Annotated in this window: 15 protein-coding genes; 8 read left to right on the top strand and 7 right to left on the bottom strand. The window is 48.5% G+C overall.

Going from position 1 to position 12,371, the window contains the following annotated elements; genetic code table 11:
* Window positions 1–225: 225 nt before the first annotated feature.
* Entirely contained in the window at window positions 226–708 is a 483-nt protein-coding gene (locus tag VJ249_00290) for a GNAT family N-acetyltransferase (GenBank protein HKZ93005.1), read from the top strand.
* Between the two features lie 71 nt (window positions 709–779).
* Here VJ249_00290 and VJ249_00285 read toward each other — a convergent pair whose 3' ends face one another.
* A complete protein-coding gene (locus VJ249_00285; GenBank protein HKZ93004.1) occupies window positions 780–2,726 on the bottom strand; it encodes a helicase C-terminal domain-containing protein in 1,947 nt (648 codons plus the stop codon).
* Complete coding sequence (gene nth, locus VJ249_00280; protein ID HKZ93003.1) at window positions 2,723–3,433, bottom strand: endonuclease III; 711 nt, start codon at window positions 3,431–3,433, stop codon at window positions 2,723–2,725. Before nth ends, VJ249_00285 begins: the two co-directional genes overlap by 4 nt.
* Window positions 3,434–3,515: 82 nt before the next feature.
* Between nth and VJ249_00275 the strand changes: the two genes are divergently transcribed.
* The 3 genes from VJ249_00275 to VJ249_00265 are packed head-to-tail and all read left to right on the top strand — an operon-like array spanning window position 3,516 to window position 5,500.
* Window positions 3,516–3,875: a proteasome assembly chaperone 4 family protein gene (locus tag VJ249_00275; protein HKZ93002.1), complete on the top strand. Its 360-nt coding sequence runs from the start codon at window positions 3,516–3,518 to the stop codon at window positions 3,873–3,875.
* The gene (locus VJ249_00270) at window positions 3,872–5,224 is read left to right on the top strand and encodes a UbiD family decarboxylase (protein ID HKZ93001.1); all 1,353 of its coding nucleotides are present in this window, start codon (window positions 3,872–3,874) and stop codon (window positions 5,222–5,224) included. Before VJ249_00275 ends, VJ249_00270 begins: the two co-directional genes overlap by 4 nt.
* A 54-nt stretch (window positions 5,225–5,278) precedes the next feature.
* Window positions 5,279–5,500 (top strand): DUF2061 domain-containing protein, encoded by a 222-nt coding sequence (locus VJ249_00265; GenBank protein HKZ93000.1) that lies wholly within the window; start codon window positions 5,279–5,281, stop codon window positions 5,498–5,500.
* Window positions 5,501–5,541: 41 nt separating this feature from the next.
* Here VJ249_00265 and VJ249_00260 read toward each other — a convergent pair whose 3' ends face one another.
* The 3 genes from VJ249_00260 to VJ249_00250 are packed head-to-tail and all read right to left on the bottom strand — an operon-like array spanning window position 5,542 to window position 8,427.
* On the bottom strand, window positions 5,542–6,708 hold the full coding sequence (locus tag VJ249_00260) for an aconitase X catalytic domain-containing protein (protein ID HKZ92999.1): 1,167 nt from the start codon (window positions 6,706–6,708) through the stop codon (window positions 5,542–5,544).
* Between the two features lie 15 nt (window positions 6,709–6,723).
* Window positions 6,724–7,131, bottom strand: a complete 408-nt coding sequence (locus VJ249_00255) for a DUF126 domain-containing protein (protein ID HKZ92998.1) — start codon at window positions 7,129–7,131, stop codon at window positions 6,724–6,726.
* An 18-nt stretch (window positions 7,132–7,149) separates the two neighbouring features.
* The gene (locus tag VJ249_00250) at window positions 7,150–8,427 is read right to left on the bottom strand and encodes an HD domain-containing protein (GenBank protein ID HKZ92997.1); all 1,278 of its coding nucleotides are present in this window, start codon (window positions 8,425–8,427) and stop codon (window positions 7,150–7,152) included.
* Window positions 8,428–8,563: 136 nt separating this feature from the next.
* Here VJ249_00250 and tmk point away from each other — a divergent pair, with 136 nt between their 5' ends.
* On the top strand, window positions 8,564–9,169 hold the full coding sequence (gene tmk / locus VJ249_00245; GenBank protein ID HKZ92996.1) for a dTMP kinase: 606 nt from the start codon (window positions 8,564–8,566) through the stop codon (window positions 9,167–9,169).
* Window positions 9,170–9,183: 14 nt separating this feature from the next.
* Here the strand turns inward: tmk and VJ249_00240 are convergent, their stop codons facing one another.
* Entirely contained in the window at window positions 9,184–9,537 is a 354-nt protein-coding gene (locus VJ249_00240) for an Sjogren's syndrome/scleroderma autoantigen 1 family protein (protein HKZ92995.1), read from the bottom strand.
* A gap of 88 nt (window positions 9,538–9,625) precedes the next feature.
* On the opposite strand from VJ249_00240, the gene VJ249_00235 reads away from it, so the two are divergent.
* From VJ249_00235 to VJ249_00225, 3 genes are all read left to right on the top strand, one after another.
* Entirely contained in the window at window positions 9,626–9,904 is a 279-nt protein-coding gene (locus VJ249_00235; GenBank protein HKZ92994.1) for a UPF0147 family protein, read from the top strand.
* Between the two features lie 414 nt (window positions 9,905–10,318).
* Window positions 10,319–10,852, top strand: coding sequence for an SRPBCC domain-containing protein (locus tag VJ249_00230; GenBank protein ID HKZ92993.1), 534 nt, complete (start codon window positions 10,319–10,321; stop codon window positions 10,850–10,852).
* 68 nt (window positions 10,853–10,920) lie between these two features.
* Window positions 10,921–11,613, top strand: coding sequence for an HAD family hydrolase (locus VJ249_00225; GenBank protein HKZ92992.1), 693 nt, complete (start codon window positions 10,921–10,923; stop codon window positions 11,611–11,613).
* A 319-nt stretch (window positions 11,614–11,932) separates the two neighbouring features.
* On the opposite strand, the gene VJ249_00220 is transcribed toward VJ249_00225, so the two are convergent.
* Complete coding sequence (locus tag VJ249_00220; GenBank protein HKZ92991.1) at window positions 11,933–12,334, bottom strand: archaellin/type IV pilin N-terminal domain-containing protein; 402 nt, start codon at window positions 12,332–12,334, stop codon at window positions 11,933–11,935.
* Between the last annotated feature and the right edge of the window lie 37 nt (window positions 12,335–12,371).

The raw sequence follows: 12,371 nt of genomic DNA, 5'->3' as shown, positions 1-12,371 counted from the left end.
TAACCACAAGCGTTGTATCTCTGAGAGGATTCAAGATAAGAATTGTGAAAACGTCTTCTATAACAATGGAAACAAATGTTCTATAAATATCATAAAGTACAAAAGAACTAATAAAATGGTTCTTTTGCGGATACCGATCGAAAATGTTTCATAGAGTAGGCAAAGAAGTTCAGAGTAAGAAAGAATGTTCAGCCGACAGGTGGACAGACTTGGAGAGAACAAGGTTTGACAAAGGTTAGGGTTACTTGGGATTTGACGATGCCACTTCCCAACTTGAGAATGAACGAGAAGATTATAGTTAAACCCGTAGGGAAAAGTCAGTTAATCGAGGTTGGGAAGATTTTGGCTATCACCTGGGGAGGGTTCATCAAAGATCCTGAAACAACTGTGAAATGGGTAGGACCAAAGATGAAAGCAGGTCTGGAGCAACCGTTCATCGCATATCTGGAAGGCAAACCTGTCGGAGCCGTCTGCCCCTTACTTGACAGGGAATTGGCGTCAGGGCGGCTAGACGGTGGAGTCCACGTTTTGCCTGAATACCGCAGACAACGAATCGGAACTACGCTTCTCATAACAGCCCTGAAATGGCTAAAGAAAAACGGAATGAAAGAAGCGTGGGTAACGCCGTGGAACCCAGAAGGCGAAGCAGCAATTCAAAGAGCCATTGCCTTTTATCTTTCAAGCGGAGGAGTAATTAGCCAAGAATAATCTCTTGCATCATCTGGAGAACTTATCGTCCCCCTTCGATTCCTTGCCGCCTAGACATTAGGCGACTACTCTTATTCCGGCTTGAAGAAGCCCTTGAGCTCAGATGCTATGATGTTGTCTTGGTCGGGCAGCGTTTTCATTCCTCTTCTCAGCCAAACTGGCAGGTAATGTTGACAGTATGGAGTCGCGTAGCGTTGATCAAGAAAAATGATGGCGCCCCTATCCTCCAACGTGCGTATGGGTCTACCCGCTGCCTGCGCCGCCTTCTTCAACGCCGGCACCACATAGCCATACTCTCTTCCATGCTCTGGGAATCGCTGCTCGAAATATCCTATCTGCGCCTTCACTTTCGGAGTAGGCTCAGCATATGGAACGCCCACAACCGCAACCGCGTTCATCTGATCACCGGGATAATCTGCGCCTTCAGAAGAGCGTCCGCCTTGAACGCCTAATAGCACTGCACCATCACGCTTAGAAAACGATTTAAACTTGCTAATCAAACGCTCATTCTCACGGGATTTCATGCCACGGCGCTCATGCAACAAAGGCTTCTCCAAACGGTCTTCCATTCCCGCCTCACGAAGCCTCTCCAAAACCTCGTACGACGCCGTGAAGACGCCCACATTCGCCGGCGTGTTGCGCACAACTTCTGCCACACGCTTGACAATTTTGTGGTACATGGCTGGCGTGCGCTGCTCCATGGCGGTGGTCACGCCGCAACAAGCTAGGCTCAAGATGTGCTCTTTGGGAAACGGCGAAGGCACAACTTGACACACCGTTGACGAGGGCATGTTGGTAACCTTAACGTAGGATTCAAGCGGCTGAAGCGTGCCCGACATGTTCACACTGCAATAGACTGACGAGAAAACCGGCTCCGTAACCTTTGCTGGGTCAAGCGCCACAACCTCCAACTTAGCCGAAGGCACACCGGTCTTCGCTATGTACCGACTCAAAACATGCGTGTAGGCAACGTCTCCGTTCGTTTCCAGCCACTTCAGCAAAAACTCGCCTACGCGATGAACGAACGAGCGCGGATATTTGCCCTGCGTAAGCAACTGCTGTTTGATCAACGCGCCAACTTCGTGCATCTCTTCAAAGAAAACCTGCGGGTCGCTAACACTTGCCGCCTTGGACAAAGAGTCAATCAGTTGTGGTGGAGAAACGTAGCTTTCCCTTTCAATCTGTGCCGCCATACTCTCGGTCAGAGCCTTAAATTCACCCGCGAACTCAGCCATTTCATGCCGTCGAAACCTATCAGCCTCCAACTGCGCTTGCCGCATAGCGAAAACGGTGAGGCTGTCGCTGGCGATTTGCACAGCCGTATCAGGCAAATTGTGAGCTTCGTCAACTATCAGTATGGCTTTGTCCAGCGATTTGCCTAAATGCTTGAGGAAAACGCCACGGACTGAAGGATCAAAAACGTACATGTAACTTAAAGCTAAAACATCCACATCTGGCAGAGCCTTCTTAACAAGTTCATAGGGACAGAATTTCTGAGCCTTACATATCTCCTGCACTTCAGAAGCCTTGTACGGACGCGAAACAACGTGCTCCTTCAGGTCTGAGAAACGCTGCTCTTTGCTCTCAATATTCTCGTAGTACTGGCACTCGTGTCTCGCTTTCAGCAGTTCGCATATCTCCATGGCAGATGTGGCATCCGGAGCATGACGCAAGATAAATGGGTGAAAACACATTTCAGTTCGCCCGCGAACCGAGAGACCCGTAACATTCTGCCGCTTAGCTATGGCATCCAGTTCTTCAATAACTCGCTCATGCTGCCGATGCGTCTTAGCTACATAAAGAATCTTAAGCCCGTGCTCCTTCGCCAATGGCAAGCAAGCCGACAATGCTGAAACGGTTTTGCCCAAACCATTACTGCCCTCGATAAGCACGTGTCGCCGGTTTTCAACCGCCTCAAAAACGGTGTTGATGAACAGATCTTGATAGGGTCTTATGCTTGAATAAGGAAAAAACTCCGCTATTCTGGCTTCAAGTCTAGGCGGGGCAACTGCAGTCAAGGATAATCCCTGCTTCCATGAAGCCTATGCAAGCTTGGTTGAGCAGCTTCTTTCTTGACAGTTGGGCACAAAGCCTTTACTGGGCACGGTTTGTGAAGCGGGTTACGCGCCCTGCAATACTTCCTTCCCAGGCTGATGAGCAACAAATGGATCGCCAAATAGTCGGGCGCCTGATACAAGGACTCCAACGACCTGCGAACGTCCTCGTAGCCTCCCCTTAACGGCGCCAAGCCCAGCCGTCTCGAAACACGGTTAACATGAGTATCCACGGGAATCGTGGACTTATTCGCAGCAAACACGAGCACTACGTCAGCTGTTTTGGGTCCAACCCCCGGAATACTCATCAACAGTTCTCTGGCCTTCTCGAGAGGCTCGGAGAAAATGAAGTCAAGCGAGCCATTAAACTCCTTCAAGACGGTCTTTGACAACGCTTTGATTTTCGAAGCCTTATTCCGATATAGCCCGCCAACACGGATGGCTTTCTCAATTTCCTTCACGTCAGCGCTGGCCAACTCCTTGGGGTCAATCTCAAATCTCTTCACTAAATTGGCATAAGCTTGATCCCTGTTCCTATCGTTGGTAGCTTGAGACAAGACGGTTCCTATTAGCGTTTGGAAAGGCTCCCTCTTCGAGCCTGTCCACTTTGGAATCCCGAACTCGTTGCTAAGTATCTGCAGAATCCTCTGCGCTCTCTTCCTTTCGCTCATTCGCTCTGATCGCCAATTTGATTTAAAAGGAGGTTATAGTAATACGAAGCAGTAAATAAGCCTAGTAGAGTTCGAAAATAAAATGCGCGCAAAAATCGTGCAAGAGGAAATGACACACGGCGACCTCACATTCTACGCCTTGCGACTTGAAACCAAAAACGCCAACCTACTACTTCTAAGCGAAGCCGAAGACCAACTCGGCACCTTGGCTGTCGCCATGCCACCCGCAGAAAAAATGATAGGGCCACCAGTGTCTTCAATAATGCTTGGAGACAGAAACATCATAATAGCCCGACTGATAGCCGAACGCCTAGCACACAAGACAGGCAAACTTGCCTTAGCATCAGTTTTCACCAGACTAGGCGACCAAGATGCAGGAGCAGTTTTTCTCAAATTGTTTGACAAAACATTCGAACAGGAAAAGGAGGCTGCAAAGAAGTGAGTCTGCGAAGTTTCTTGGCTGAAATGCAGAAGAAAAATCAACTCACGCAAGTTGACCGGGAAGTTTCGCCACGCTTTGAAGTCTCAGCCTTCATGAAAGAATTCGACAACGGACCAATACTTTACTTTGACAACGTGAAAGGCAGCCGCACAAAAATCGTAGCTGGAGTCTGCGGGACTCGCCAACGCTTGTGCTGGGCTCTGGGCTTAAGCCTAGAGGCGCTCCACCAGCGAATAACCAAAGCTTGGCGCGAGCCACAGCCACCCAAGATTGTACGAGGCGGACCCGTAAACGAAGTGGTCGAGAAAGCGCGGTTGTCCAAACTTCCCATTCTTACTCATTTTGAGCGCGACGCAGGCGCTTACATCACATCTTCTGTGATTTCAGCTCGTAGCTCCGATGGAAAAATCGAAAACGTATCCATTCATCGCCTCCAAGTCTTAGACGACAATCACTTGGCAATTCGCTTGGTGCCACGGCATTTGTACAACATGTGGAAAACCGCCAAAGAAAAGAAAGAAAACCTCGATGTCGCCATCACGATAGGCACGCATCCAGCGGTCATGTTGGCCGCAGCTTCACCAGTGCCCTTCGGAGTCAGCGAATTCGGCGTGGCAAACACGTTCCTCAACAACAAAATGAATCTAGTCAAATGCGAACACGTTAGGGCCTACGCGCCCTCTGAAGCTGAGCTGGTGTTGGAAGGCAGAATTTTAACCGACAAAGAAGTCACTGAAGGTCCGCTTGTCGACATCACTGGCACCTACGACGTACAACGCAAGCAGCCCGTAGTGGAACTTGTCAGCATGATGCATCGAAGAGACTACATGTACCAAGCGCTGTTGCCTTCAGGCTCAGAACATAAACTACTCATGGGCTTGCCACATGAAACCATGATTTGGGAAGCCGTGTCAAAAGTCGTCCCGACAGTCAAAGCCGTGAACCTGACAAACGGCGGCTGCGGTTGGCTGCACGCCATAGTCTCAATTGACAAACAAGTAGACGGAGACGCCAAAAACGCCCTCGCCGCTACCTTCAGTGCCCATCCAAGCCTCAAGCACGCGGTTGTGGTTGACACAGACATTGATGTCTTCGACCCAGATATGGTTGAATGGGCCATCGCCACAAGGTTCCAAGCCAACGAAGACTTGTTACTTATCCCCCATGCTCGCGGCTCCACACTCGACCCCTCAGCTGATCAGGAAACAGGGTTAACTACAAAAGTCGGCGTGGACGCCACTCGACCGTTGAACAAGCCGCGGGAAAAGTTTGAGCTGGCAAAAATCCCAGCCGGCAAGTCAATAACCGAGACCATCAGTGAGTTGAAAAAAGCTCTGAAGAAACAATGATTCTAAGATGGCTGCTTAACTCAACAAGACTTCAAAAGGTGCCTGTGAAACAAGATGAGTATCGTAACTCGAAAGAGGTCGTTGACCAAAGCTGTTACGTACAGAATTCTGATAGTAATCTTAGATTTCACTACAATCTACCTTCTCACAAGCAGAATTGAGATTTCACTAGGGTTTACAATAGTGAGCAATGTCTACACTAGCATTGCATATTATCTTCATGAAAGAATCTGGAACAAAACCGACTGGGGAAGAAAAAACCCCTCAAACTTATGAGCTTCAGAACATGCCTTTAGCTTGCAGGAGCTGACCCGAAACTACTGTTGACACGCGGCTTCTATACAGTGGCGTACGGGCTTCAGAGTAGCATCCACTTCATTCAAAGTGGGCGCATAGAAGGCTGTTTTTGCCGAATTCGTCATAAGCGTATCAAAGCCCAAGTCCTTCACCCATGTAACCAAAACGCATGTGTCGCATAGCACGTGTCCGCCAGCTCGTTCGATGACTTCAACATGCTTTTTCGCCTTGTCACGCACATACCTTGAGGTGCATACCCACAGTTCAACGTCTCTGCGAGCTTTCTTATTCTCAAGAAGACCGGCGATTTCCTTAACCTCGTTTGCTGAGCAGTGAGGGCATCCGATGAAAACAAGGTCTGGAGATTTTTCTGAAGTACAGAGACTTGAAGCCGACTCCTCAATTTCGCGGGTTTCAACTGAAACTGTCTCTAACATCCCCTTGCCCCTTGGAGATGTCCTGTGAAAAAGTGCAGTCATGCCGCTTGATGCCATTGCCGCGCCCAACTGCTTCAACTCATCGTCTGAGCCTCGCAGCCCTTGAAAAGCAGGAACCCTGTCTTTCAGTAACTTGCCCAAATGGATTCCAAGCGCGCCGAAATCCGTTTCCGTCTTAAGTTTGGCTTCGACGTTGACTAGCACGTTGGGCTTGCGGTTTTCCGGCTGATGTACACCGTAGTTCGGGGTTTTCCCGATTAAGGCGGCTGCCAACGCACTTGGGCTTCCTTCACGATTAGTCCACGCGTCTAACACTGAGTTGGCGTACACCACGGCTGAGGACTCTGCCCAAGCCAAATGCTGGCCAGCTTGGGGCTCTTGAAGATAATATGGTGTGCAAGTCAGGGTAGGCTGAATACGCATTTGCCCGTAAAGCTCGAGTATGCGCTTTTGCTTGGCAAATCGTTCCTTAGAGTAACGTTTCACTAAGTACTTTGGGTCAAAGCTTGACGGATTAAGCGTCGAAGCCGCCTTAGCTTCACCACCCTTGCTTGCAAGCTCGCCGAGAAACTCTATCGCCGCGTCGCCTAAATGCTTGTAGGACACGCCTGATAGATGCGCCGACTGCACGGGAATCAGTCGGGTCGCGCCGAACAAGTCGCCTAGTTTCACAAGAATTTTCATGGCAATTTGGTTAGCCCAGCCGTGTTCGCCGTCTAACGTGCGCTCCTCAACCTTGGTTAGGTACAAGCTTGGCCCAGTCTCCTATTCTATGATTTTCACTGTGCCCTTGTCGCCATCGACCTCAACTACGTTGCCCGTTGTGATCTGTTTGATGTCGATTTGGTCAACCATGGGAATTTCAGCGATTATGGCGCCCACAACTATGACTGTGTCGGCTATGTGATTGACGATGGCTTTTGGGCCGGCTCCCTTCTTAGCCAGCGAATACAATACATAGCTGCCCACTGTTGAACCATGCCCCGACGTGAAACAGAGGATCTTATCTTTCAGCGGTTGGCCTTTTAAGTCGTGGTTTTTTTCGATGACAACGCCGGAATCGTAGTCTACTCCGCCCAAAAAGCTCAAAGGCATATTTGAAACCAAAGCGACTCCTCTGCTGCGACCACCTGCGATGCCTCTTCCTTTGAGGGTCTTCTTGACTCGTGGCAACAATCTTCCCGCCATTTTCTAGAAAGATATTTTTGCGGATGATGGCAAGTCGCCTAAGAGTTTGACTGCGGCGGCGCTCACCCTTTCTCTATGCTCCACATCAGTGTATACGCGCAAGATGTTGATGAACCCCTTTAACACGTCAAATATACCCGATATGTCGCTAAGCCGCTGCGGAACCTTCTCACCTTCACGGGTTCGGGTGAAAACTGGAATCTCCATAGGCTCAAGCAGAACCGAGTGGCTGTAGGGCACTGAGGGCAGCGTGGGTACGTCGATGACTACGTCGCGCGGTTTCACTTTGGCTTTTTCAGCGATTTGGTCACGCAGTTGATTGCGGATCTCTTCGTGGCTGAAAAGGTTGGAGACAGTCTTGTCGCGCACGTAAAAGGTTCGGTCGTAGGCGCATTTGAGTAGTCGTCGTTTCTCAAGGTTTTCGATGACTTTTTTTGATTTTTTCGATTTTTTGAGCATGGTCCAAACAGTGTAATCGTCGAAGGCAAGGTATTCTTCTGGCGTTTTGAAGTCAACTAGGCCGAGTTCGTCTTTTGCTTCTTCCATAGCCATGGCTAGCATGAGTTGGACGGCTCGTCCGACACGGTGGAAGTATATGCTCTTGAACGATTCAATTCGGGCTAGGATGAAGGATTCGAGCGCTGATAACGCGCCTGCGTCAACGGCTAGATTTTGGTCCAGCACGTCTAAGGTTTGAATCAGACGGAAGACATCAACATAGCCATATTGGGCGCCTGTGTGATACGTGTCGCGAACCACGAAATCCAGCTTGTCCACATCAACGGCGCTGCGTATGATTTGATCCATGAAGGCCCGTTTGGGCTTGTGCAGCCATCCCACCGACAGCTTAGCCACTTGGTCAACATTGAATCCTAGCTTGCTGATGATGTCCTTCAATTCGGATTTCTGCACAATCCAAACGTTGATGTCTTCATGCGTTTTGTTGAGAAATTTGACTAGCAAATGCTCAAAAATGTGCGAGAACGGTCCATGTCCAACATCGTGCAGTAGGGCTGCGATGCGGATCAGCTGATATTCGTTGTCGTTGAAGTGTTTGGACAGGAAGGGGTTTTCAGCCATCACACCGGCTAGGTGCATGACGCCAACGCAGTGTTCAAACCGTGTGTGGTTGGCAGCTGGATAAACGTATTCGGCTCCGGCTAGTTGCCTAAGCCTTCTGAGCCGTTGCACTGGAAAAGAATCAATGATCTGTTTTTCGGCTTCGGTTATGTATACGTAGCCGTGAACAGGGTCTTTGATTTCGCCCCAATACTGCCTCATACCATGGGCGCCTCTCTTCTGAAAGCTTGATTTTGTCAAAGTTATTAAAGCAATCGATCCTATTCGGAGAAAGGACTGAAACTCATTTATGCCCCATGGGTTTAACATGTTGCGAAGCTTACGAGTTGAGAACCGGATGGCAAGGCGCAAGACGACAGGCAAGTTCGTGTGCATTGAAGGAGTCGACGGCTGTGGGAAAACAACTCAAGCCAAACTACTGGTCAGGAATCTTCGACGTCGAGGCTTTGATGCAGTCTACACGACTGAACCCAGTGTTGGCAAGGTTGGGAAACTGATACGCAGTTATGTGCTTGACCGTGAGAGGCGTGTGCCAATCGCTCTAGAAGCCCTGTTGTTCGCGGCTGACAGAGTAGACCATGTGGAGACCGAGGTTGAGCCTTTATTGAAACAGGGCAAGATCGTGGTGTGTGACCGCTACATTTACTCGAGCCTAGCGTATCAGGGAGCAGGTGGACTGGATTTGGACTGGATAGATTGCATTAACCTGTTTGCTTTGAAACCTGACTTGGCTTTGCTGCTGGACGTTCTTCCTGACGTGGTGGTTGGCCGACTAAAGAAGAAGAAGTCTGTGATGGAGAACATGCGGAATTTGAGGAAGGTGAGGGACGTGTATCTAGAGTTGGCACAGCGGCAACGGATGATTTCGCTGGACGGTGACAAGCCGATCAAGGAAGTGGCAAAAGATATCCTGAAGACTGTGTTGGAAAAGTTGAAAGCCTAGTCTTTAGTGTCAACTCACTGTTTCATTTTCTTGATTTTTTCCAAGTTCTCCAATAGCGATGCTAGTGTGGTGCTGAGTTTTTCCAGTTGAGCTGGGTCTTTTTCCTCGTTGATTTTCGCCTGCACTTCTTTTATTTTTGTTACGACTGTTGATTCTAGTCCGCTGAGCATCAGACTTTCAGTGGCTTCTTCCTGTGTTTCTCCTTCTTTTATTACGATAACGCGTTTTTGGCATTTGGCGCACCATAGTTCGCCGCTTTTGAGTTTGAAAAGCGGTGAGGCGCAGGCTGGGCATGATAGTTCGGTGAGTGTGGCTCCTTGCTTGAGTAGGTCTGCCATCTTTTGTAGGTCTTTTTGTTCCTCTGTCATGTGGTTGTGCCTTCTTGCGAAAAGGTTTAATTGAGTTGTGGATTATTTGAGTATCGCTCGGTGCCATTTTGTATGGAGGTCTTGTTGTTTGGTTGGGAAGAAGAAGGTGAAGGAGTACGAGCAGCGTGTCGAGGAGGCTGTGGCTGTTCTCGACATGGTTTCCGAGGATACGACTACGCCTAGGAATATTAGAAGGGCGGCTAAGAACAGTATTGAGACTTTGAGGGGTTCTCAGTATTCGCCTGCGGTTCGGGCTAGTAACGCGATTTCGATGTTGGATGAGATTTTGCAGGATCCGAATATGCCGCCTTACACTCGAGTTAAACTGTGGAACGTCATGAGCATACTGGAAGCCATAAAAGACTAGGCGTGACCTCGTTAGTACGAGTGGAGAAAAATTTTTTTGCGGTGAAAGTTAGACTTTTCAGTTTGTGGGTTTGGCGCAGTTCGCAGTTCTGTATGGTGTTTCTTGGGCTGTTTGTTGGTGTTTTAGCGTGACGTTCAATGTTGGCATGCGTGACGTTTAATGTTGCTATGCGTGGCTATTGGCTATGTTGAGCGAGTGAGCTCTGTGGGAAGAGAAATTTCAGATGAAGAAGGAGGCAAGTCCCTTACGCCTTCTTCTGTTGGTTTTGGTTTGGATGCTTTTAACTTCGACTTAACTTCAGTATTGGCAACTTCTCTAACATTGGGGTTTTCTGGATAGTGTGGGTTCTGGAAACCATAAAAAGGCTCGATGAAGATAGGAGACTCCCTTGCGTAGTCATGTGGTGTTGTGGTTATGGATGAAGCGAGTGGAATTTTGGGTCGTGTCGTTCGAAAGGAAGTGAAAGTGAATGCTCCTATTGAGAAAGTGTGGAATGCGTGGACAACGAACGAAGGGGCTATGAAGTTTTTTGCTCCTAAAGCTATAATTGAGCTTACTCCGGGTGGGCGTTATGAGTTGTACTTTGATCTTGAAGCTTCGAAAGGCTCGCGGGGCGGCGAGGGCTGCAGGGTGCTGAGTTTTCTTCCTATGGTGATGTTGTCGTTTGAGTGGAATGCGCCGCCTGAGTTTCCAAATGTTCGGAAGGAGCAAAAGCAGAAACACACGTGGGTAGTTGTCCAATTTTATCCTATCGCGCGTGACCAGACGAAAGTTAGGTTAACGCATTTAGGCTGGAAGGAAGGTGAAGAATGGGAGAAGGTGTTCCAGTATTTCATGCGTGCTTGGGACATCGTTCTCGGAAGACTGGAACACATGTTCTCGACGGGGAAGCCAATCGACTGGGAAAATCCGTACTCTCCTCCGAAGAACAGAACCTATTCAGTCTAATCTCATATACATAGTGCACTGTAAAGTCAATCAAAGAAGAGGACTGTTGTGAAAGGGAGAAGATGCAAGTGAAAGCGATTCTCTTTGATTTGGATGGAACAATTTTCGACATCACTGAAAGGGACGCCTTCGCACGATATCAGGCTCTAAACGACCTCGGCTATGATATCACTCTAAATGACGTGAAAAAACACTATCGACACGGTATAGGAACGATGGGCATAGTTAAGGAGCTTGGAATAAAATTCACTGAAAAACAGGAAAAAGAGTACATAGAAGCAAGCTTTCTTCATTTCACAAACAGAGAGAACGCTCTAAACTTGACGAAAATCCACGCTGATGCATACGATGCGCTCTCTACTCTTTCCAAGAAATACAAACTGGTTCTCGTTACGTCTAGAAACACTCTCTCATCTACAGAGGAGGAACTGAGATGGTTCAACATCAAAGCATTCTTCGCGTTGATTGTTACTCGAGAGGTTGCCGCAAGATATTACGGGGTAAAAGACATACCACTGCTTCCTTTTCAAGAACAAAGAACTAGACTGTACGAGTGTGTGATCGGATTGACCAAAATAGACCCTAAGGAGATGCTGTGTGTAGGCGATGCAGTCGGAGAAATAGAACCAGCAAAGAAACTGGGAATAAAGACAATAGGTGTGTTGACGGGATTCAGCAGCAAAGAAGACATGGAAAACGCCTCAATCTCGACAGTTAAAGACCTTACTGAGCTTGTCAAAACTTCTGAACTAATCGTATGATACTTCCTCTCTGACATAAGAAAAACGGAGAGTTACGGGAGCAAGCGGACATTGGGTGTCCAATATCCTGTGCAGCGCGGTCTCTGCTCCGTCCATGTTGGTAACATATCTGAAGACTGTGTCAGCTAGCTTGAGGCTTGTCCTCGCCAGCGTTGGTTAGAATGAGGAAAAGGGGAATAATTGTCTATCCCACGTTACTCTGGAGAACAGTTTTTTGGCGGGTCCAATGGGCTCTGCTGATGAAAAATGACCCGTGGCGGTTAATCTGATCACTTTGTCTCTCGAAGGGATCGAGTATGGAGTAGTGTGCCCGCGCAGGTCAAGGCGCTGTGGCAGCGTACGTGAACTTGTTGCCTGTGGCAGTTAGTAGTGCGAATTCGTATTTTGCACCAGAGATGAAGGGTCCAATTATGGTGACAGTTTTGCTTTGCCCACTGCTCAATGAGATACTCAACGCAGTGCCGTTCGTTACATCGTTCACTCTGACATCCTGGACGGTCAAGGCTGCCGACCCAGTGTTCTTAACGTACACATCGATGTAGGCATTGTTTGCGCTCCATGTGTGGCTAATGATCTTTAGTTCCTCGGTCTTCATGTAGTTGAACGTTAGGGCACTCGTCCACGCTCCCACAGCTACACTTATTGCTATGGTCACGCCGATCAAAATGACAGCTGCTATGACAGGACTTAACGCCTTCTTACTTTTGATGATCTTCCACATAGGTCTGACACCTTAGCAAATATGCGTTTATTATATC

It is taken from the genome of Candidatus Bathyarchaeia archaeon (assembly GCA_035283685.1).
In the GTDB taxonomy this organism is placed as follows: Archaea; Thermoproteota; Bathyarchaeia; order Bathyarchaeales; family Bathyarchaeaceae; genus DATETJ01.
This window is presented reverse-complemented; position numbering and strand designations above follow the sequence as displayed.

Bases quoted from the DNA above. Each gene is read 5' to 3' on its own strand.
- VJ249_00230 (HKZ92993.1), top strand. From the start codon at position 10,319: ATGGATGAAGCGAGTGGAATTTTGGGTCGTGTCGTTCGAAAGGAAGTG.
- VJ249_00240 (HKZ92995.1), bottom strand. From the start codon at position 9,537: ATGACAGAGGAACAAAAAGACCTACAAAAGATGGCAGACCTACTCAAG.
- VJ249_00220 (HKZ92991.1), bottom strand. From the start codon at position 12,334: ATGTGGAAGATCATCAAAAGTAAGAAGGCGTTAAGTCCTGTCATAGCA.
- nth (HKZ93003.1), bottom strand. From the start codon at position 3,433: ATGAGCGAAAGGAAGAGAGCGCAGAGGATTCTGCAGATACTTAGCAAC.
- VJ249_00265 (HKZ93000.1), top strand. From the start codon at position 5,279: ATGAGTATCGTAACTCGAAAGAGGTCGTTGACCAAAGCTGTTACGTAC.
- VJ249_00275 (HKZ93002.1), top strand. From the start codon at position 3,516: ATGCGCGCAAAAATCGTGCAAGAGGAAATGACACACGGCGACCTCACA.
- VJ249_00250 (HKZ92997.1), bottom strand. From the start codon at position 8,427: ATGAGGCAGTATTGGGGCGAAATCAAAGACCCTGTTCACGGCTACGTA.
- tmk (HKZ92996.1), top strand. From the start codon at position 8,564: ATGGCAAGGCGCAAGACGACAGGCAAGTTCGTGTGCATTGAAGGAGTC.